The sequence below is a fragment of the Arthrobacter sp. LjRoot14 genome (assembly GCF_964253905.1).
Taxonomy (GTDB): Bacteria; Actinomycetota; Actinomycetes; order Actinomycetales; family Micrococcaceae; genus Arthrobacter.
Genome location: NZ_CAXURL020000001.1, coordinates 1 through 20,938 on the forward strand (window position 1 = coordinate 1; position 20,938 = coordinate 20,938).

The following is a 20,938-nucleotide window of genomic DNA, read 5'->3' on the forward strand; positions in this document are numbered from 1 at the left end:
ATGACAGTAGACGAAGCCAACCACGCGAATACTGTCGGAAGTTCCTGGCGGCGGGTTGTGAGTCTTCTGGAGCAGGACCACCGGGTTTCACCCCGGCAGCGCGGCTTCGTGATCCTCGCCCAGGCACAGGGCCTTATCGGCTCAACCCTCCTGGTGGCAGTGCCCAATGAGCTCACCCGCGAAGTCCTGCAGACCCAGGTCAAAGAAGCACTCGACGACGCCCTGCATAACGTTTTCTCCGACGACATCCGCTGCGCCATCGATGTGGACACCGATCTGGTGCCGCTCCACACCGAACCCGAACCCGCCGTCGAACTTTCCCTCGCGACTGATCCCACCGTGGAACTGAAGCCGCAGCCCATGCTGCCGAGCACGTCCCACGAATTCGGCCGGCTCAACCCGAAGTACGTCTTCGACACCTTCGTGATCGGTTCATCGAACCGGTTCGCGCACGCCGCAGCCGTCGCCGTCGCTGAAGCACCGGCCAAGGCCTACAATCCGCTGTTCATCTACGGTGACTCCGGCCTGGGAAAGACCCACCTGCTGCACGCGATCGGGCACTACGCCCGCCGCCTCTACAGCGGCATCCGGGTGCGCTACGTGAACTCCGAAGAATTCACCAACGACTTCATCAACTCCATCCGGGACGATGAAGGCACCAGCTTCAAGACCACGTACCGCAACGTGGACGTCCTGCTGATCGACGACATCCAGTTTCTGGCCGGCAAGGACCGCACGCTGGAGGAGTTCTTCCACACGTTCAATGCGCTCCACAACAACAACAAGCAGGTAGTCATCACCTCCGACCAGCCGCCCAAGCTGCTCGCGGGATTCGAGGACAGGATGAAGTCCCGCTTCGAGTGGGGCCTGCTGACCGACATCCAGCCGCCGGAACTGGAAACCCGTATTGCGATCCTCCGCAAGAAGGCCCTCAGTGAAGGTCTGTCCGCACCGGACGACGCGCTGGAGTACATCGCGTCCAAAATCTCCAGCAACATCCGCGAACTCGAAGGTGCACTCATCCGTGTCACCGCGTTCGCCAGCCTGAACCGGCAACCGGTGGACGTTGCCCTCGCCGAAATGGTCCTCAAGGACCTGATCACGGACGACGGCGCCCAGGAGATTACCTCGGCGCAGATCCTGACCCAGACAGCCGACTACTTCAAACTCAGCATGGAAGAGCTCTGCAGCAAGTCCCGGACGCGCACGCTCGTGACCGCCCGCCAGATCGCCATGTACCTGTGCAGGGAGCTGACGGACATGTCGCTTCCCAAGATCGGACAGGAACTCGGCGGCCGGGACCACACCACCGTGATCCACGCAGACCGCAAGATCCGTGAACTGATGGCCGAGCGTCGTGTGATCTACAACCAGGTTACGGAGCTGACCAACCGCATCAAGCAGCAGCAGCGGGATTCCTAAGCCGGGCTTCCGCCCCGCACTCTTACCTTATTAACAGGCGCATGTGGATAAGCCTGTGGATACTTAAGGGGACAACCGCGGTTAATGGGCTTAAAACCCTTAAGGCATCTGTGGATCAGCGAAACGGCCAAAAAAGTTGTCCCCATCCACACCCTGTTTAAAACCTGCGTCGCCCACAACGGATGAACAGGGCTTAACCGCGGAATCGTGCCGTGGGACAGGGTTATCCACAGTTTCCACAGCAGTTATTAACACTACTAATCCCAAGAAATTGAAATTCCCTCAAACAACAATCTCGTTCCCCGCCGCACAGAGCCTCGTGGCCTCGGCCCCGAGGGGCCTCCGGGCCGACCGGGGATGGGGAAATCCTGAATCTTCCGGCTAAGCTGTCAGCAGCGCTCCCATCCTTGGGTCTGTTTGTGGTTCAGCAAGCGCGGACCATGCAGGTTCCGGTGTCCGGGGGCAGGTTTTTCGAGCTCCCTGCGGGAGTTCGCGTTGAAAAAATGGCAGCAGCAATGAAAGGCGGCACCCTTCCGTGAAGTTCAGAGTCGAACGGGACGTCCTGGCAGAAGCCGTCACATGGACCGCCCGGTCGTTGTCTCCGCGGCCTCCGGTTCCGGTGCTTTCCGGGCTCCTCCTCAAAGCCGAAGCAGGCACCGTCAGCCTCTCGAGCTTTGACTACGAAACGTCGGCCCGCCTTGAAATCCCGGCCGACATCAGCGTTGAGGGCACCATCCTGGTATCCGGCCGCCTGCTCGCAGACATCTGCCGCAGCCTGCCGTCTGCTCCCGTCGACGTTGAAACCGATGGCAACAAAGTCACGCTCACCTGCCGGCGGAGCAGCTTCCACCTGGCCACCATGCCCGAGGCGGAATACCCGCCACTGCCGGCATTGCCCACCATCAGCGGAACAGTCCCGGGCGATTCCTTCGCCCAGGCCGTATCCCAGGTGATCATCGCCGCCAGCAAGGACGACACCCTGCCGATCCTCACTGGCGTCCGGATGGAAATCGAGGACGACCTCATCACCCTGCTGGCCACCGACCGCTACCGTCTGGCCATGCGCGAGGTACCTTGGAAGCCCGTCACCCCGGGAATCTCCACCAGTGCCCTGGTCAAGGCCAAAACCTTGAATGAGGTTGCAAAAACGCTGGGCAACAGCGGTGACATCAACCTCGCCCTGGCGGATGACGACAGCCGGCTCATCGGCTTCGAAAGCGGCGGACGCACCACCACGTCCCTCCTCGTGGATGGCGACTACCCCAAGATCCGCTCACTGTTCCCGGATGCCACCCCGATCCACGCCACGGTACAGACCCAGGAACTGGTCGAGGCTGTCCGGCGCGTATCCCTGGTTGCCGAACGCAATACGCCTGTCCGGCTGGCGTTCACCGACGGCCAGCTCCAGTTGGACGCGGGCACCGGCGAAGACGCGCAGGCTTCGGAAGAACTTGAAGCCCAGCTGACCGGCGATGAAATCACGGTTGCATTCAACCCGCACTACCTGATTGAGGGCCTGAGCGTAATCGAAACCAAGTTCGTACGCTTCTCCTTCACCACGGCACCCAAGCCCGCCATGATCACGGCACAGGTCGACGCCGACGGCGAAGACCAGGACGACTACCGTTACCTGGTCATGCCGGTGCGCCTGCCCAACTAGGCAGCAGCCGCGGCCCCTTCCACCACACCAGCGCAGAAAAGAGCTCCTACCGTGCACATCGGACTAATCGGCCTTGGAAAAATGGGTTTCAACATGCGCGAGCGGCTGCGCAAGGGCGGCGTGGAAGTCACCGGCTTCGATCGCAACCCTGACGTCACGGACGTGGCCACGGTGGACGAGCTCATCGCGGCCGTTCCGGCTCCGCGCGTCATCTGGGTCATGGTTCCGGCAGGCGAGATCACCGACGCCGTCATTACCGAGCTGGGTTCCAAGCTGGACGCCGGCGACCTGGTGATCGACGGCGGCAATTCCCGTTTCACCGAAGACCAGAAGCACGGCGCCGCGCTGGCCGAGAAGGGCATCCGTTTCGCGGACTGCGGAGTGTCCGGCGGTGTGTGGGGCCTGCAGAACGGCTACGGCCTGATGGCTGGCGGCGATGCCGCCGACATTGAACGGGCCATGCCCGCTTTCGACGCACTCCGCCCCGAGGGTGATCGGGCGGACAGCTTCGTCCACGTTGGCGGCGTTGGTGCAGGCCACTACGCGAAAATGGTGCATAACGGCATCGAATACGGGCTTATGCAGGCCTACGCAGAGGGCTACGAACTGCTGGCTGCCAAGGACATCGTCACGGACCTGCCGGGCACTTTCCGCGCCTGGCAGAAGGGAACGGTTGTGCGTTCCTGGCTGCTGGACCTCATGGTCAAGGCCCTGGACGAGGATCCGGGCCTGGCCTCGATCGACGACTACGTCGAGGATTCCGGGGAAGGACGCTGGACCGTGGAAGAGGCAATCGCCAATGCGGTTCCTGCGCCAGCCATCACAGCGGCTTTGTTTGCCCGCTTCTCGTCCCGCGAGGACAACTCGCCGGCCATGAAGATGGTGTCCGCGCTGCGCCACCAGTTCGGCGGGCATGCCACCCGTCCGGCCAAGTAGCGGCACTCCGAGCAGTCCGGGAATCCTGAAGACCGCGTGTACCTAGAAAAGCTCTCGCTGACCGATTTTCGCAGTTATGCCCAGGTGGACCTCACCCTCGAGCCCGGCGTGACAGTACTTGTGGGGTACAACGGCATCGGCAAGACCAACCTCATGGAGGCCATCGGGTACCTTGCTACGCTCAGTTCGCACCGCGTGAGTTCGGACGCCCCCCTGCTGCGCTTCGGTACCGAGCGCGCGCTGATCAGGGCCAAGCTGGTCCGGGGCGGGCAGTCCACTGTGCTGGAGCTGGAAATCAACGGCAGCCGCGCGAACCGCGGACGCATCAACCGCAGCAATCCTGTCCGTGCCCGCGACATCCTGGGCATCTGCCAGACGGTTCTCTTTGCACCGGAAGACCTTGCACTGGTGAAGGGGGATCCGTCCAACCGCCGGCGTTTCCTCGACGAGTTGCTGGTCAGCCTCATGCCGCGACATTCCGCCACCAGATCGGATTACGACCGCGTCCTCAAGCAGCGCAATGCGCTGCTCAAATCGGGCCGGGCCGGCAAATTCACTGCCGGCCACGAGGCCACCCTGGATGTGTGGGACCAGCACATGGCCCGGGCCGGCGCCGAGCTGCTTCACGCGCGCCTGGAACTGGTGGAACGGATCCGGCCCCACCTGAAAGCTGCCTATACCCAGCTGACTGACGGGTCCAAGGAGGCGGACGCGATCTACCGGTCCACGCTCCAGGGAATGATGGACGACGACGGCGCCGGCGCCGGTTACGCTGCGGAACCCGCCGCCGTCGAACGCGTTGAGGACCTCCGGACACTGTCCGTCGATGAACTCACCCAACGCTACGTGCAGGCTTTTGCGGCGTCCCGCCGCAAGGAACTGGAACGGGGTATTTCCCTTGTGGGGCCTCACCGCGACGACGTCGAACTCATCCTCGGCGAGGCGCCGGCGAAAGGGTATGCCTCGCACGGCGAAACGTGGTCCATGTGCCTGTCCCTGCGGCTGGCGTCCTACTACGTGATGCTCGACGACGCGCGCACCGGAGGCTCCGCACCGATCCTTATCCTTGACGACGTGTTTGCCGAACTCGACGTCCAGCGCCGGCGTAAACTGGCGGCAATAGTATCCGGTGCCGAACAGGTGCTGGTGACCGCCGCCGTCGACGCCGATATCCCCGAAGAGCTGGCCGGGCGGCGGGTGAAGGTGGTCCCCGGAGGAATCGATGAGTCGGAATCTCGATGAATAAAGATGCTGGCGGCCTGCAGCCGGGCCGCGATCCCGACGACATCGACGCTGCCCAGGCCGCGCTCAACAGGATGCGCGAGGCGGCCGCTGCCCGCGGTGAAATCCGCCGCAAGGCTCCGCTTCCCGGCGGCGCAGCCAAGAAACCGGGACGCAGCAGCGCGGGGACCCGGGGTTTCACCCAGTTCCACGGCACGGGCCGGGACCCCCTGGGCCTGGGCAAAGTGGTGGGACGGCTGGTGGCCGAACGCGGCTGGACGTCACCGGTGGCGGTCGGTTCCGTGATGGCGGAGTGGGGCACCCTTGTGGGACCGGAAATTTCGGCGCACTGCACCCCGGAGAGCTTCACCGACACCACGCTCCATGTGCGGTGCGATTCCACGGCGTGGGCCACCCAGCTGCGCCTGCTCAGCTTCAGCCTCCTGGAGAAGTTCCGGACCGAACTGGGCGAGGGCGTAGTCACCAAGATCCAGGTCCTTGGACCGGCGGCTCCGAGCTGGCGGAAGGGCGGGCGGACGGTCAACGGCCGCGGTCCCCGCGACACGTACGGATAGCGCGGAACACCTTGGCTGCCCCTGCGTCCCCGGCAGCCGCTGGCACGGACTCTTGAAAAATGGCCAAACGGCGTGTAGGGCGCTCCAACGCCCCGTGGCCGTATAGGAACCCAGAACCCGGACCCCTGGAGCCTTGCAGGCGGGGCCCACGGCCTGCCAGCACCATATTCCCGCGCGTTTACGGGCCTGGAATGCGGGATTACGCTCTCCAGCACGGTAGAATCGTGGTAGATAACTGGGCGCCGGTGAAACGTTGACTGAGTCCGTTTTCCGGCGCTTTTTTGCGGCCGGGGCACGGTTCCGACAGCCAACGAAGTAATCGGCGTCATCAGTGACGTGCCTGTTGGCAGGAGCCTCTTCTATCGGAGACGGTGACGGCCGGCCATACGAATACAGAGGAGTCGAAAGCGCCTGTGGCTAACGACAATGCAGATATCCCGGCAGTGGAACCCGCAGCTGAGGATGCCCGTACACCTGATGCGCCGGCGGAGGCAGCCGAACGCAAGGGGTACGGTGCGAGCGACATCACCGTCCTTGAAGGACTCGAAGCTGTCCGGAAACGTCCCGGCATGTACATCGGCTCCACGGGGCCCCGCGGCCTCCACCACCTCGTGTACGAAGTGGTGGACAACTCCGTGGATGAAGCCCTGGCCGGGTACTGCACCCACATCGAAATAGTTCTGCAGGCCGACGGCGGCGTTAAAGTGGTGGACGACGGCCGCGGCATCCCGGTGGACATGCACCCCACCGAGCACAAGCCCACGGTTGAGGTTGTCATGACCATCCTGCACGCCGGCGGAAAGTTCGGCGGCGGCGGATATGCCGTCTCCGGCGGCCTGCACGGCGTGGGCATCTCCGTGGTCAACGCGCTTTCCAGCCGCGTGGACACCGAAGTGCGGCGCCAGGGCCACGTCTGGCGGATGTCCTTCGCCGACGGCGGCAAACCCCAGGGCAGCCTCGTCAAGGGCGAAGAGACGGACCAGACCGGTACGACGCAGACGTTCTATCCCGATGCCAGCATCTTCGAGAGCACGGAATTCGACTTCGAAACGCTGCGTGCCCGCTTCCAGCAGATGGCGTTCCTCAACAAGGGCCTGCGCATCACGCTGACGGACGAGCGCCGCGATGCGCTGGAATCGTCAGAAGACGAGGACCTGGATCTCGATACCGTTCCCACCGAAGGCGAAGTCGCCGCCGAATACCGGACGGTTGTGTACCAGTATGATGACGGCCTGCTGGACTACGTGAAACACCTGAACTCCGGCAAGAAGGTAGACGTTGTCCATGAGGACGTCATCGCCTTCGAAACCGAGGACAAAGAACGGAAAATCGCCTTGGAAATGGCGATGCAGTGGACCAACGCATACTCCGAGAGCGTCCACACCTACGCCAACACCATCAACACGCACGAGGGCGGAACCCACGAAGAGGGTTTCCGTGCCGCCATGACGTCGCTCATCAACCGCTACGCGCGGGAGAAGAACATCATCAAGGAAAAAGACGACAACCTCACGGGTGACGACATCCGCGAAGGCCTCACCGCCGTCATTTCCGTGAAGCTGGCGGAACCCCAGTTCGAAGGCCAGACCAAGACCAAACTCGGCAACTCCGAGGTCAAGGGCTTCGTCCAGCGCGTGGTCACGGACGGCCTGGGCGACTGGCTGGAGCGCAATCCCGGCCCGGCCCGCGACGTCATCCGCAAGGCAATTTCCGCAGCGCAGGCCCGCATGGCCGCCCGCAAGGCCCGCGACAACGCACGCCGCAAGAGCCCGCTGGAGTCCTTCGGCATGCCGGGCAAGTTGTCAGACTGCTCCTCGAAGGACCCGGAGAAATGCGAGGTCTACATCGTGGAGGGTGACTCCGCCGGCGGTTCGGCCAAGCGCGGCCGGAACCCGGAAACACAGGCCATCCTCCCGCTGCGAGGCAAGATCCTGAACGTTGAGCGTGCACGCCTGGACAAGGCCCTCGGCAACAATGAGGTCCAATCCATGATCACTGCCTTCGGCACCGGCATCGGCGAGGACTTCGACCTCGCCAAGCTGCGCTATCACAAGATCGTGCTCATGGCAGATGCCGACGTGGACGGCCAGCACATCACCACCCTGCTGATGACACTGCTGTTCCGTTACATGCGGCCGCTGATTGAGAACGGCTATGTTTACCTGGCCCAGCCGCCGCTGTACCGGATCAAATGGTCCAACGCCCCCCACGATTATGTCTACAGCGACCGGGAACGCGACGCCCGGCTCCTGGCTGGGCAGGCAGCAGGGCGCCGCATTCCGAAGGACAACGGCATCCAGCGCTACAAGGGCCTTGGCGAGATGGACTACACGGAACTGTGGGACACCACCATGGATCCTGACCACCGGACACTGCTGCAGGTCACCATGGACGACGCCCTCGCGGCCGACCAGATCTTCACCGTGCTGATGGGCGAAGACGTTGAATCACGCCGAAACTTCATTCAGCAAAACGCCAAGGATGTCAGGTTCCTGGATATCTAACAGGCCTCCGAACGGCCCGTAAGTATTCTTGAAGCGACATATACCTGAAACGGAAAATATAGACTATGAGTGACGAAACACCCGAGGTTCCCGCGGATTCCGCCGGCCCCGTTGAGCCCGTTTTGGAGGGCGACGTGCTGGTCGACCGCGTGGAGCAGGTGGACCTGCAGACGGAAATGCAGCGCTCCTACCTTGACTACGCCATGGCCGTTATTGTCGGCCGCGCGTTGCCGGACGTCCGCGACGGCCTCAAGCCGGTCCACCGCCGGGTTCTCTACGCCATGTTCGACGGCGGCTACCGCCCGGACCGCTCCTTCAACAAGTGCGCCCGCGTGGTGGGCGAGGTCATGGGCCAGTACCACCCGCACGGCGACACCGCCATCTACGATGCCCTGGTCCGCCTGATCCAGGACTGGACCATGCGCTACCCGCTGGCCCTGGGCCAGGGCAACTTCGGTTCGCCCGGCAATGATGGCGCAGCCGCGCCGCGGTACACCGAAACCAAAATGGCTCCGCTTGCCATGGAGATGGTCCGCGACATCGACGAGGAAACCGTCGATTTCCAGGACAACTATGACGGCAAGAACCAGGAACCCACCATCCTGCCGGCCCGCTTCCCCAACCTGCTGGTCAACGGCTCCTCGGGCATCGCCGTCGGCATGGCCACGAACATTCCGCCGCACAACCTCCGCGAGGTTGCCGACGGCGTGCAGTGGTACCTGGCCAACCCGACCGCCAGCCGCGAAGAGCTGCTGGAAGAGCTGTTGCTGCGCATTAAGGGCCCGGACTTCCCGACCGGTGCCACCATCCTGGGCCACAAGGGGATCGAGGACGCCTACCGGACCGGCCGCGGATCCATCACCATGCGGGCCGTGGTGAATGTTGAGGAACTCCAGGGCCGTACCTGCCTGGTGGTCACCGAACTGCCGTACCAGGCCAACCCGGACAACCTGGCCATCAAGATCGCCGAGCTGGTCAAGGACGGCAAGATCTCCGGCATCGCCGACCTTCGGGACGAGACCTCCGGCCGCACCGGCCAGCGGCTGGTGATTGTGCTCAAGCGCGACGCCGTGGCGAAGGTGGTGCTGAACAACCTCTACAAGCACACCCAGCTGCAGGACAACTTCGCGGCCAACATGCTGGCCATTGTCGACGGCGTGCCGCGGACCCTCAGCCTGGATGCCTTCATCCGCCACTGGGTTGCCCACCAGATGGACGTCATCGCCCGCCGGACCCGGTACCGCCTGCGCAAGGCCGAAGAAGAGGCGCACATTCTGCGCGCCCTCCTCAAGGCTCTGGACATGCTGGATGAAGTCATTGCCCTCATCCGCGCATCCAACACCACCGAAGCGGCCCGCGACGGCCTCATGCAGTTGCTGGACATCGACGAGCTGCAGGCCCGGGCCATCCTGGACATGCAGCTGCGCCGGCTTGCAGCGCTGGAACGCCAGAAGATCCAGGACCGGCACGCCGAACTTGAGGCCCTGATTGCGGAGTACAACTCCATCCTCGCCTCGGAGGAGCGCCAGCGCGAGATCATCAGCACCGAGCTTTCCGAGATTGTCGCCAAGCACGGGGATGACCGCCGCACGAAGATCCTGATGGGCTTCGACGGCGACATGTCCATGGAAGACCTCATTCCCGAAGAGGAAATGGTGGTCACCATCACCCGCGGCGGCTACGTCAAGCGCACGCGCAGCGACAATTACCGCTCACAGCAGCGCGGCGGCAAGGGCATCAAGGGCGCCCAGCTGCGCGGCGACGACGTTGTGGAACACTTCTTCGTCACCACCACGCACCACTGGCTGCTGTTCTTCACCAACCTGGGACGCGTCTACCGCGCCAAGGCCTACGAACTCGTGGAAGCGGGACGTGATGCCAAGGGCCAGCACGTTGCCAACCTGCTGGCGTTCCAGCCGGACGAGCACATTGCCCAGGTGCTGGACCTCCGCGACTACCAGCATGCCCCGTACCTGGTGCTGGCCACCAAGCGCGGCCTGGTGAAGAAGACCCGCCTGGAGGACTACGACACCAACCGTTCCGCCGGCGTCATCGCGATCAACCTGCGCGACGGCGACGAACTCGTCTCCGCCCAGCTTGTCTCGGAAACCGATGACCTGATGCTGGTTTCACGAATGGGCCAGTCCATCCGATTCACGGCCACCGACGATGCGCTGCGCCCGATGGGCCGTGCCACGTCCGGCGTGACCGGCATGAAGTTCCGCGAGGACGATGAATTGTTGGCGGCCGACGTCGTCAAGGACGGCTCGTTCGTCTTCATCGTCACCGAGGGCGGCTATGCCAAGCGGACCGCAGTGGAGGAATACCGCCTCCAGGGCCGCGGCGGACTTGGTATCAAGGTCGGAAAATACCAGGAAGAGCGGGGCCACCTGGTAGGTGCGCTCATTGTCCAGGAGGAGGACGAAGTCCTCGTCGTCATGGAAGGCGGCAAGGTGGTCCGGTCCTCGGTGGCCGGAGTGCCCGCCAAGGGCCGCGACACCATGGGCGTCATCTTCGCCAAGCCGGACAAGAACGACCGCATCATCGAGGTGGCGCGGAACAGCGAACGCGGCCTGGAGGGTGAGGAGGCCGAAGCCATCGACCCGGAAAACCCGGCAGGAAGCCCGGCTGCGGCCGGGGATGACGTAACGTTGGCTGAAGGTGCCGGATCCCATGGCGGGTCCGCAGAGGCAGATTCAGCACCGGCCGTGGAATCCGACGAGTCATCGGACGACGTTGAGCTGGACGAAGAAAATACCGGAGGTAACGAGTGAGTAATTCCGACTCATATCCCAAGCCGAACAGCAACACTCCCGGCGGGATCAGGCAGCCGGCGTCCGCTCCGCGCGTGAACGCCCCCGTACGTCCCCAGCAGCGGCCTTCGACGCCGGGTGCTCCGGCCCAGCGCCCGGTGGTCCCCGGTCAGCGCCCGGCACAGGGACAGCGCCCCGGCCAGGCACCCCAGGGTCAACGCCCCGGGGCCCCGGCCCAGCGCCCTGCCCAGGGCGGCGCCCAGGGTGCCCCGGGCCTGGTTAAGCCGGCTCCGAAGGCCAAGGTCCGCCGTGCACGGCTTCTCATCAGCAAAGTGGACCCCTGGTCCGTGCTGAAGATGGCCTTCCTGCTGTCGGTTGCCCTCGGCATCGTCACTGTCGTTGCGGCAATCGTCCTGTGGACCGTCCTGGACCTGACGGGCATCTTCGACCAGGTGGACAGCCTGCTGGGAACCCTCGCCGGTTCCGAAGGCGGCGGCTTCGAACTGAAGAAGGTTGCTTCGCTGGGCCAGGTGGCCTCGTTCGCGGTCATCATCGCCGTGGTGAACGTTGTGCTCCTGACTGCCCTGTCGATGCTTTCCGCCGTGCTGTACAACATTTCTGCCACCCTCGTCGGCGGCATCGGTGTGACCCTCACGGACGATTAGTCCGCGGAATTTCGCGGGATTCCACCCGCGAAATGCCTCGATTTGAGATCGGGCCGGGATGTGCTGTAAAGTCATGTCTCGGCCCGATGAGGCATCGGGGCGTATAGCTCAGGCGGTTAGAGCGCTTCGCTGATAACGAAGAGGTCCCAGGTTCAAGTCCTGGTACGCCCACGGAACCTGCACAGGTTTTGGAAATGGTTCGGGTAAAACCGGACCGGAACGGGGTGCATGTGAAGAAGTTGCTGGTTGTTGCAGTGGCTGTCGCAGGCGCTTTGCTTTTCAAGAAGGTGCAGGAATCCGAAGCCCGGAAAACGGTCTGGAGCGAATCGACTGACACGGTCGATTAGTTCGGATCCCCGGTCTGGACGCTGGTAAGAAGGCCTCCGGAACTAGGGTATGATTGTCGGGTTGCTTCTTATGGGGGCATGGCGCAATTGGTAGCGCACCTGCTTTGCAAGCAGGGGGTTCGGGGTTCGAGTCCCCGTGCCTCCACCATAAGGAAGGCCCCGGAATGCGGAAACGCAATCCGGGGCCTTTTGCTTTGCACTCAGTCGTTGCGCTTCGCCTAGTCGTCCATGACAGCCCACGGCGCCGGCTCCACGGAGGCACCATTACTGTTGGAACGGTGACCTTCTTCCTTGCCACCTTGGGCGTGCTCGGCGTGGCCTCATCCGGGCCCCTCATCGCCGCCACCTTGGGCGCCACCACTGTCAGTGCGCTGGCCATCGCCTTTTGGCGGAATGCCATCGGAGCCGTCGTGATGGCCACCCCCGTCCTGGTGGGCAATCCCCGGCAGTTTGGTAAGGTGACGCGCCGCGAGTTCCGCTGGTCGGCCCTGGCTGCAGTGGCTCTTGCCCTGCACTTCGCGTGTTTCATCACCTCCCTCCAGCTCACGTCCGTAGCCGCGGCCACGGCGCTGGTCTGCCTCCAGTCCGGCTGGATCGCAGTGTTCCAGCTGTTCAGGGGTGTACGCCACCGCTGGCAGGTACTGGTGGGCCTTGGAATGGCGTTCGGCGGCGTTGTCGCCATCACGGGGTTCGACATGGGCACCTCGCCGGATGCCCTGCTCGGGGACGTTCTGGCGGTGGCAGGAGGCGCGCTGGCCGGCCTCTACACGCTGGCGGGCGGCAAGGCACGCGAAACCATGACCACCGGTACCTATACGACGCTCTGCTACGGCATGTGCGCGTCCTTGGTTGCCGTGCTGGCCCTCGCTTCCGGACAGCCGCTCGTGGGCTTTGAGGCGGCCGGCTGGCTGGGGATCGTGGCCATTACCGTGTGCGCCCAGCTGGTGGGGCATACGGCCTTCAACCACCTGCTGGCCACCATGAGCCCGCTGCTGGTTTCGATGATCATCCTGCTGGAGATTCCCGGTGCCGCGGTGCTGGCCGCCGTGTTCCTGGCTGAGACGTTGCCGGGAGGCACCTATGCCGGGCTGGCACTCATTCTGGTAGGGCTTGCCGTCGTGGTGGCCGGGCAGCGGCGCAGGCGGCCCCCGCCGGCCGGCGAAGCCCGCCTGGCGGAGCTGGGAACGGACTGAGCCCCGCTGGTGCTGGTGGGGGCGCCGGGCCTGAGAGCCGGGCTGGAGCTACTGGCCGCCGCGGCGCACGGGCTGGGCGGAGTTCACGGTGTGAATGGCCCGCAGGAGCTTGGCCGGGAAGTACACGGAGAAGAACACCACCATGGGTGCCTTGAGGGCCATCTTCTTGACGTTGTGGGCCTTATAGGTTCGGTCGAACCTGGTCACGTAGTACCGGTAGTCGCGCGGTGAGTCCTCGAGGCGGCGGGCGGACATTCCGGACACCATCTGGGGCCAGTACTGCACGCGCAGGTCATGGTCCGCCAGATGCAGGGACAAATCAATGTCCTCATGCATCTCGTCTTTTTCATCCCGGCAGGTTTCGTCCCGGATGGTTTCCCAGGCTGAACGGCGCAGCGCCATATTAGAACCGAAGAGGAAGTGGTACTGGTGCTTGGCAAGCTTGAGCATTAGCTGGCGCATCTTGTCGTCCGCTTTGAGCCCGAAGCGGCGCATCGGCATGTCGTAATACACCACGGGGCCGGTGGCAGCCTGGACGGCGGGGTCGAGGAAGGCCTTCTGGACCTGTTCCACCCAGTCCGGTTCCACCACGGAGTCTGCATCGATCCGGCCCAGGACATCGCCGGTGGCGTGGTTGAGGCCGAAATTCCGGGTCGGGATGAGGCCCTGGTCCCGATCCTGGCTCAACAGGATGATGGGACTTTCCGGATATTCCTGCTGCATCTGGCGCACTATGTCCGCTGTGCGGTCCTTGGACATGTTGTCCACAACGATAATCTCCGCCGCCGGCACCGACTGGTAGATGGCCGCAATGAGGCACTGCCTGATGACGCTTGCCTCGTTGTATGCCGGTATGACGATGGATACGCCCGGCATAAGCGCAGCGTCGTGCGAGGCATCCTCGGGGGATCTATCGGGTGACATCACCACAAATTTAGCACCCTTGTGGGCCGCAGCCCGGGACTGCGGGTGAAGGTCGGGGAAACAACAGAGGAGGCCCGCACACAAATGTGCGGGCCTCCTCTGTTGTTATGCCGTCCCGTGACGGCCGGTTTCTAGTTCTCGTTTGCCTTGGCGGAACCGTTGTTCATGCTCGAAGCGATGTTCTTCACAGCGGTCTTGGCATCCGTAGCAACCTTGGCAGCCTCGTCCTTGGCATCTTCGGCGGCGTCGGCAGCCTTCGCCGCTGCGTCGTCTGACGCATCGGCAGCGGCGTCCGCTGCATCAACGGCCTTTTCGCCAGCGGTTGCCGTGGCGTCCTTGGCCGCGGCAGTGACGTCGTTGACCGTGGTGGCGGCAACTGGTGCGGGCGTTACCGGCGCGGGGGTCTTCCAAGGATCCTCAACGGGCTTGGACGCCTTCCATGCTGCGACGCCGGCGGCGGCGGCTGCTGCGATGACGCCGAAAATAAGAAGTCCGCGGTGCTTCGGCTTCTGCGGCTTGGCCACTTCGCCGGTGACAACCCGGGTGGCCTCTGCTGCTGCGGCCTTGAGTTGGTGGCCTGCGGCCTGGGCCTGATCCTGGATGGAATGCACAACGCCGGAATCCGCAAGCTTCTGGGCGACGGCATCCACGTGCGCCGGTGCGCTTTCGAGCGTGCGGTGCACTGCCTCGGAAGCGTGGCCGATCTGGTCCGAGAGCCTGGGCAGGTATTCCACCACCACGCGGTCGCGGGCCTGGGAGATGACGGGGGTGGCTTTGTCCAGTGCTTCGTGGAGGCGCGGGGTGGCACTGTCCACAACGTCATGGATCTTGGGCGCGAGGTGTGCGAGCCCGTCCTGGATGCGCGGCGTTACGGTGGCAACGCCGTCGGCCAAGTTGTGGGCCGCAGATTTGAGCCCTTCCTGGATCTTCGGGGATGCTGTGTCAATGCCGTGCTGCAGGCGGGGAACCGCCCAGTCCACGGCTGCTTCTACGCGGGGGGCTGCCCAATCCTTGGCGTTCTCTACCGCGCTGCTGACTGACTGCTCCAGGTCACGGGCAATACGATCCGATTTCTTCACAACTACCTCCCGATTAATGTGACGGTTCTGTTGTTAGCCTACGTGGATTGACCTCCACCGGCTATTCTTCGAACCCATTTCCGGCCGATTTCACCTAGCGCGGAACTGGCTGGAAGGCCTGATGCCGTGCTGGGCCGACGTGGAACAATGGGCCTATGACTGCCATCGCAACTGCAAAAGCAACCATCCACACCAGCCTCGGCGACATCGTCGTCAACCTCTTCGGCAACCATGCGCCCAAGACGGTTAAGAACTTCGTTGGCCTGGCCACGGGCGAGCAGGCCTGGACCCACCCGGAAACCGGTGAGGACAAGACCGGAACCCCGCTGTACAACGGCACCATCTTCCACCGCATCATCAAGGATTTCATGATCCAGGCCGGCGATCCCCTGGGCCGCGGCGTGGGCGGACCGGGCTACAAGTTCGACGACGAAATCCACCCCGAGCTGACCTTCAACGAGCCGTACAAGCTGGCCATGGCCAACGCCGGCATCCAGATGGGCAAGGGCACCAACGGCTCGCAGTTCTTCATCACCACCATCCCCACCGACTGGCTGCAGGGCAAGCACAGCATCTTCGGTGAAGTCGCTGACGAGGAATCCAAGAAGGTCGTGGATGCCATCGAAGGTGTCCGCACGGGCATGGGCGACCGCCCGGTCGAGGACGTTGTTATTAACAGCATCGATGTCGAGCAGCTCTAACCCCTCATGAGCTACGGAATTCCGGCGGCCGAGCCGTCCGCGCAGATTCCGGTGTGCCCCCGGCACCCGGACAGGCCTTCCTATGTCCGGTGCCAGCGCTGCGGGCGCCCGGCTTGCCCGGAATGCCAGCGGGCGGCCGCCGTCGGATTCCAATGCATTGACTGCGTCAACGAAACAAAACGTACGACGCCGGCAGCCAGGACGGTCTACGGCGGAACCGCCGTCGCCGGCCGGCCCCTGGTGACCTTCGGGATCATCGCGGTATGCGCGCTCGTCTACGTGCTCCAATGGATAGTTCCCAATGACGGGATCTACCAAAATTTCGCCTTCGCCACGGTCTACGCCACCCCCGAGTACGGGGTCTTCGAACCATGGCGCATGCTGACCTCCGCGTTCCTCCATTCCCAGGGTTTCATCCTTCACATCGTGCTGAACATGTACATGCTGTGGATGTTCGGGCAGGCACTTGAACCCCTCCTCGGGCGTATCCGTTTCCTGGCGCTCTACTTGCTGGCTGCGGTAGGCGGATCCGTGGGCTACCTCCTGCTGACGCCGGCCTATACTCCTGGCCAGCAGCTCGCCGGCGTCGTGGGGGCGTCCGGTGCCATCTTCGGACTCTTCGGCGCCATGCTGGTGGTACAGCGCCACCGCGGCGGGGACACGAAGCAGCTTTGGGTGCTGATCGCCATCAATGGGGTCATCGGCTTCATCGTGCCCCAGATTGCCTGGCAGGCCCACCTTGGCGGCCTGGTCACGGGTGCTGCCTGCGCCGCAGCCATCGCTTACGCCCCCCGCGGTCCGCGACGCTGGCTCTGGCAGTCGGCAGGCCTTGTGCTCGTGCTGGGCCTGCTAGTCGGGGCCACCGCCTTGCGAATGGCCGGCGCCTAAGCACTTCCCGGGCCCCTCCCGGCCTTTAACCCGCACGGTCTGCGACTGCGTATGCGGACGCCCATGCCGCTGCCTGCGGTCCGCCGCCCTGGGAAACACACAACCTTGCCGCCGCCCTGGGGCCCATCCCGCGTCTGCGACCCATCCCGCAGTCCCGCGTGCTTCCCGCTGCCGCACGCCAAGCCGCCTGCTGACCCACAACACTTGGCCTCAGAGGATTTCGGCATGCCAGAACGAACCCTTTCCGTCCGGTGCTCCAGGAGCCAGCCGCCCGCCGGGAAGTTTTCCACAGTGGTTATCCACATTGTTGGTAACTTACATGCGTGTAGTTCAGACCCGCTCCCCCACGGAGCCCTTGCCAGCTGGCGATTATCGACAGGAAGCCGGGAGATTGTCCACATCTGTGGATAAAGATGTTCCTCCGGCCTGTGGTTAAGTGGACAACTTGGCTGGCGGGACGGGTGCTTGACCGGCTAGCGCCAGTGCCGAATCTGTTCGCCGGCCCGTCAACACCCCGCGGCGTAGTAAACGGATTTGCCCGCCGCCCGCTCCAGGGGGCCGGAAGAGCGCCATCGGCGTCTCAATCGCGATCAGTCCCGGAGCTAGTCAACAGGTTATGCACAGTGTTAATAACTCGCCGGATCTCAGCCTGACCAAGGAATTCAGCGGGAGGGCGCCCTCTTTGGCCCAGCGGAGCCAATTATCCCCCGCTTTATCCCCACCTGTGGATAACTTCTGGGGATAGCGTTGTTCGTAAGTGGATAACTCCGCCTCGCGGGCGCCGTCGGCTGCAACCGGAGTCCAGGGCGGAGTCAGGCCCCCCGCGCAGGCGAATTTCCGATCCCCGGCTGGTTATCCACAGACAATCCACAGTGTTAATAACTTACGACCCTGTTATTCATCCACTGAGCGAGTCCGCGCAGGCCGTGGCCAGCGGAAGTCCCGTGCATCAGTCCCGAAGTTTTCAACACTGTGGATAAGTTTCCCCACAGCTCGGGATAACTCAGGGCCGCTCCGTCCACACGCCCGAGGAGCCCCGCCTGTGGCTATCCACCAGGTGGGTGTCAATCATGCCGATCGCCTCCATGAGCGCGTGCATCGTGGTGGGTCCCACGAAGGCGAAACCTTTGCCCCGCAGGGCTTTGGACAGGGCAACGGACTCAGGCGATGTTGTGGGGATCTCTGCGTGGTTCTGCGGTCGTGGCGTCACCGACGGCTGGAAGCTCCAGACGAAGTCCACCAGACCGCCGTCGTCCCGCAATGCGATGGTGGCGCGGGCATTTGTGATGGCGGCCCTGATCTTGAGCCGGTTCCGGACAATGCCGGCGTCGAGCATCAGGCGTTCGACGTCCTCTTCGGTGAACGCAGCCACCGTGTCGGGCTGAAAGTCGTGGAACGCAGACCGGAAGGCGGGTCGCTTTCGCAGGATGGTGGCCCAGGATAATCCGGCCTGGAAGGCCTCCAGGCTGATGCGTTCGAACAGGCCCTGCTCGTCACGGACCGGCATGCCCCATTCAGTGTCGTAGTACGCCTGGAGCAGCGGGTCCGCCGCAGCCCACGGTGGCCTGGCCAGGCCGTCACTGCCGATGATGGTGCCGCGTTCGTCCGGGGTCATCTGGGGTCCTTAGCTAGTCCTGCACCGTGCTGCAGACTCCAGCATATTCAGCGACCGGGAAGGACATGCGCCGGTGACCGCGAAACTCATAGCCGAACGAGCACTCTCACATTATGCTGTGGCTCTGATCACAAATTACTGGGAGGTACGTGTGAGGAAAACCAAAATTGCCGTGGCCGGCGTGGCAGGGGTCGTTCTCGGGATGCTCAGCATCCAGGCCCCTGCCGTAGCCGCACCACCTGTTGACGACGGGTCGGGCGGAGCCGCCGCGGCAATCCGGCAGGACAACCGCCCCGGACCGCGGACGAAGGAACTCGTTGAACGGCGGAAGGCAGCCCTTGAAAAGGTGGCCAAGGGGCAGGCGAAAGCCAATGAAGACGGCGTAGTGCAGCTGGCGCCGGATAAGTTCGCCGAGGTAGAGACCGCCAGGCAGGACAAGATCTTCACCATCCTGGCCGAGTTCGGCGACCAGGGCTCGGGGCGGTTCGGAACGACGCCCGGTCCGTTGCACAATACGATTGCGGAACCGGACCGCTCGGTGGACAACACCACGCTGTGGACCAAGGACTTCAGCCCCGCTTACTACGAAGAACTCTTCAATGGCAGCGGCGAATCAATGAAGGGCTACTACGAGGCCGTCTCCAACAATCAGTACTCGGTAACAAATACGGTGACGAACTGGGTCAAGGTGCCCAACAACGGATCCTTCTACGGCGACAACGCCACCGAGGACACGGGCGGCGCATGGGCTTTTGTCCGGGACTCCGGCAACGCGTGGTGGGATTCCCAGCTGGCGGCCGGCAAGACACCGGCTGAAATTGACGCGTACCTTGCACAGTTCGATGTGTGGGACCGCTACGACTTCAACGGGAACGGTAACTTCGATGAACCGGACGGTTACATCGACCACTTCCAGGCGGTCCACGCCGGGGAAGGCGAGGAAGGTGGCGGCGGCACCCTGGGTGAGGACGCAATCTGGTCCCACCGCTGGTACGCCTTCGGCAACCAGTTCGGCTCTGCCGGACCGGAGGGTAACCTCTCCGGCGGTACCCGGATCGGGTCCTCAAAATACTGGCTTGGTGATTACACGACGGAACCCGAGAACGGCGGAGTCGGCGTCTTTGCCCACGAATTCGGCCACGACCTCGGACTGCCGGACTTCTATGACACCACCGGAGCTGCCACCAACAGCACAGCGTTCTGGACCCTCATGAGCTCAGGCTCCTGGTTGGGCCACGGTTCTGCTGCCAATGAAGGGATCGGAACCACCCCGGGCCTGATGGGACCCGAAGAGAAGCTTTTCCTTGGCTGGCTTGACCACAGCACAGTGAATGCGGGCTCCAGCGGTGACTTTGTCCTGAACCCGTCCCAACTTCAGGTTGACGGCAAGGACCAGGCCGTCCGCGTGAACCTGCCGGATAAGACAACCACCACGAACTACACAGCTCCCTCCTCAGGGATCAAGGCATGGTGGACGGGCAGCGCGGACAACCTCAATGAATCCCTGACCCATGCCGTTCCGGCGCAGTCGCGGGTAACCGTTACAGCGAACGCCTGGTACGACATAGAGGCGAACTACGACTACCTCTATGGTGAGTACTCCACCGACGGTGGCAAGACCTGGAAATCAGCGGGACGGGCGCTCAGCGGAGCGGCTGGCTGGGGGCAGCTGCGCTACTCCTACGACGCCGCCGGCCTGGAATCGTTGTTCCGCTTCAGGTACCAGACCGACGGCGGCGTCCACAACCCCGGTGCCTTCATTGACGACATCAGGATTTCGGCCGGAAAGACCGTAATCCTGAGTGACGACGTCGAATCCGGCGCGGGACAGTGGGTTGCCGAGGGTTCGTGGCAACTGAGCAGCGGCTCCGTCACCCGGACCACTGAGCAGTACTACCTCGTGGAGAACCGGGAGTACGTGGGGTTCGACGCGACGCTCGCGGAGGGCCCATATGCCTTCACCAAGGGCATCACGGCACCGAATTGGGTGGATTTCTTCAAGTACCAGAACGGCATGCTGGTCTGGTACGTCGACGACTCGTACGCGGACAACAACGTTTCGGCGCACCCCGGCGCCGGTTCGGCGCTGCCCGTGGATGCCCGGCCGGCGCCGCTGAAGTGGTCCGACGGCACGATGCCCGGCAACAGCCGCCAGCCGTTCGACGCGACCTTCGGTTTGGAGGCTACGGATCCGCTGTGCATCGCGAAGGAAGTGCAGACCGGTACCAAGCGCAGTACGTCGATCAGCTCACTTGACGCCTGCGCACCGAGCAGCGCCCCGATTGGAGTGTTCAAGGACAGCGACCCGCTGGCCTACTACAGCTCCGACAACCCGTACGGAAGCGTCAAAGTCGCAGGTCACGGCGTGGAGATTTCCGTAACGTCCGACGCCGGCACCGACCTGGCGATTCACGTGCTCAACCCCGGCCAGTAGTGAGCAACGGCCGGCAATAAA

At 63.6% G+C, this 20,938-nt stretch carries 16 protein-coding genes and 2 tRNA genes; 15 read left to right on the top strand and 3 right to left on the bottom strand.

The window, feature by feature from the left end; translation table 11 throughout:
- From dnaA to ACSQ12_RS00060, 12 genes are all read left to right on the top strand, one after another.
- Positions 1 to 1,422 (top strand): chromosomal replication initiator protein DnaA (gene dnaA, locus ACSQ12_RS00005; RefSeq protein ID WP_209741811.1); only part of this gene is annotated, 1,422 nt, incomplete at its 5' end.
- 535 nt (positions 1,423 to 1,957) lie between these two features.
- Complete coding sequence (gene dnaN, locus ACSQ12_RS00010; RefSeq protein ID WP_209741810.1) at positions 1,958 to 3,082, top strand: DNA polymerase III subunit beta; 1,125 nt, start codon at positions 1,958 to 1,960, stop codon at positions 3,080 to 3,082.
- 51 nt (positions 3,083 to 3,133) lie between these two features.
- The gene (gene gnd, locus ACSQ12_RS00015; RefSeq protein ID WP_209741809.1) at positions 3,134 to 4,018 is read left to right on the top strand and encodes a phosphogluconate dehydrogenase (NAD(+)-dependent, decarboxylating); all 885 of its coding nucleotides are present in this window, start codon (positions 3,134 to 3,136) and stop codon (positions 4,016 to 4,018) included.
- Positions 4,019 to 4,054: 36 nt separating this feature from the next.
- Positions 4,055 to 5,260, top strand: coding sequence for a DNA replication/repair protein RecF (gene recF / locus ACSQ12_RS00020; protein ID WP_436063839.1), 1,206 nt, complete (start codon positions 4,055 to 4,057; stop codon positions 5,258 to 5,260).
- Positions 5,257 to 5,814, top strand: a complete 558-nt coding sequence (locus ACSQ12_RS00025) for a DUF721 domain-containing protein (protein ID WP_011689876.1) — start codon at positions 5,257 to 5,259, stop codon at positions 5,812 to 5,814. The genes recF and ACSQ12_RS00025 overlap by 4 nt, the downstream gene beginning before the upstream one ends.
- 413 nt (positions 5,815 to 6,227) lie before the next feature.
- Positions 6,228 to 8,318 (top strand): DNA topoisomerase (ATP-hydrolyzing) subunit B, encoded by a 2,091-nt coding sequence (gene gyrB, locus ACSQ12_RS00030; protein ID WP_209741807.1) that lies wholly within the window; start codon positions 6,228 to 6,230, stop codon positions 8,316 to 8,318.
- Positions 8,319 to 8,383: 65 nt separating this feature from the next.
- Positions 8,384 to 11,092, top strand: a complete 2,709-nt coding sequence (gene gyrA, locus ACSQ12_RS00035; protein ID WP_209741806.1) for a DNA gyrase subunit A — start codon at positions 8,384 to 8,386, stop codon at positions 11,090 to 11,092.
- Positions 11,089 to 11,736 carry a DUF3566 domain-containing protein gene (locus ACSQ12_RS00040; protein ID WP_209741805.1) on the top strand — a complete coding sequence of 216 codons (648 nt, stop codon included), beginning with the start codon at positions 11,089 to 11,091 and terminating at the stop codon, positions 11,734 to 11,736. The genes gyrA and ACSQ12_RS00040 overlap by 4 nt, the downstream gene beginning before the upstream one ends.
- A gap of 97 nt (positions 11,737 to 11,833) precedes the next feature.
- A tRNA-Ile gene (locus ACSQ12_RS00045) sits at positions 11,834 to 11,907 on the top strand.
- A gap of 23 nt (positions 11,908 to 11,930) precedes the next feature.
- Positions 11,931 to 12,083, top strand: coding sequence for a DLW-39 family protein (locus ACSQ12_RS00050; protein WP_436063840.1), 153 nt, complete (start codon positions 11,931 to 11,933; stop codon positions 12,081 to 12,083).
- Between the two features lie 72 nt (positions 12,084 to 12,155).
- Positions 12,156 to 12,231, top strand: a tRNA-Ala gene (locus ACSQ12_RS00055).
- Between the two features lie 130 nt (positions 12,232 to 12,361).
- Complete coding sequence (locus tag ACSQ12_RS00060) at positions 12,362 to 13,276, top strand: DMT family transporter (protein ID WP_011689880.1); 915 nt, start codon at positions 12,362 to 12,364, stop codon at positions 13,274 to 13,276.
- Positions 13,277 to 13,324: 48 nt separating this feature from the next.
- Here the strand turns inward: ACSQ12_RS00060 and ACSQ12_RS00065 are convergent, their stop codons facing one another.
- Together ACSQ12_RS00065 and ACSQ12_RS00070 are read right to left on the bottom strand one after the other, a co-directional pair.
- Positions 13,325 to 14,200, bottom strand: a complete 876-nt coding sequence (locus ACSQ12_RS00065; protein WP_011689881.1) for a glycosyltransferase — start codon at positions 14,198 to 14,200, stop codon at positions 13,325 to 13,327.
- Between the two features lie 131 nt (positions 14,201 to 14,331).
- A complete protein-coding gene (locus tag ACSQ12_RS00070) occupies positions 14,332 to 15,279 on the bottom strand; it encodes a hypothetical protein (RefSeq protein ID WP_436063841.1) in 948 nt (315 codons plus the stop codon).
- 155 nt (positions 15,280 to 15,434) lie between these two features.
- Here ACSQ12_RS00070 and ACSQ12_RS00075 point away from each other — a divergent pair, with 155 nt between their 5' ends.
- Both ACSQ12_RS00075 and ACSQ12_RS00080 read left to right on the top strand, forming a co-directional pair.
- Positions 15,435 to 15,980: a peptidylprolyl isomerase gene (locus ACSQ12_RS00075; protein WP_011689883.1), complete on the top strand. Its 546-nt coding sequence runs from the start codon at positions 15,435 to 15,437 to the stop codon at positions 15,978 to 15,980.
- Positions 15,981 to 15,986: 6 nt separating this feature from the next.
- On the top strand, positions 15,987 to 16,868 hold the full coding sequence (locus ACSQ12_RS00080; RefSeq protein WP_436063842.1) for a rhomboid family intramembrane serine protease: 882 nt from the start codon (positions 15,987 to 15,989) through the stop codon (positions 16,866 to 16,868).
- Positions 16,869 to 17,871: 1,003 nt separating this feature from the next.
- Here the strand turns inward: ACSQ12_RS00080 and ACSQ12_RS00085 are convergent.
- Complete coding sequence (locus ACSQ12_RS00085; RefSeq protein ID WP_011689885.1) at positions 17,872 to 18,483, bottom strand: DNA-3-methyladenine glycosylase I; 612 nt, start codon at positions 18,481 to 18,483, stop codon at positions 17,872 to 17,874.
- A gap of 151 nt (positions 18,484 to 18,634) precedes the next feature.
- Here ACSQ12_RS00085 and ACSQ12_RS00090 point away from each other — a divergent pair, with 151 nt between their 5' ends.
- Positions 18,635 to 20,917, top strand: coding sequence for an immune inhibitor A domain-containing protein (locus tag ACSQ12_RS00090; RefSeq protein ID WP_436063843.1), 2,283 nt, complete (start codon positions 18,635 to 18,637; stop codon positions 20,915 to 20,917).
- The last annotated feature ends 21 nt before the right edge of the window (positions 20,918 to 20,938 follow it).

What these genes read in the sequence shown, in the direction of transcription:
- ACSQ12_RS00025 (WP_011689876.1), top strand. Translation starts at nt 5,257, where the DNA reads ATGAATAAAGATGCTGGCGGCCTGCAGCCGGGCCGCGATCCCGACGAC.
- gyrA (WP_209741806.1), top strand. Translation starts at nt 8,384, where the DNA reads ATGAGTGACGAAACACCCGAGGTTCCCGCGGATTCCGCCGGCCCCGTT.
- ACSQ12_RS00050 (WP_436063840.1), top strand. Translation starts at nt 11,931, where the DNA reads ATGGTTCGGGTAAAACCGGACCGGAACGGGGTGCATGTGAAGAAGTTG.
- ACSQ12_RS00065 (WP_011689881.1), bottom strand. Translation starts at nt 14,200, where the DNA reads ATGTCACCCGATAGATCCCCCGAGGATGCCTCGCACGACGCTGCGCTT.
- ACSQ12_RS00075 (WP_011689883.1), top strand. Translation starts at nt 15,435, where the DNA reads ATGACTGCCATCGCAACTGCAAAAGCAACCATCCACACCAGCCTCGGC.
- ACSQ12_RS00080 (WP_436063842.1), top strand. Translation starts at nt 15,987, where the DNA reads ATGAGCTACGGAATTCCGGCGGCCGAGCCGTCCGCGCAGATTCCGGTG.
- ACSQ12_RS00085 (WP_011689885.1), bottom strand. Translation starts at nt 18,483, where the DNA reads ATGACCCCGGACGAACGCGGCACCATCATCGGCAGTGACGGCCTGGCC.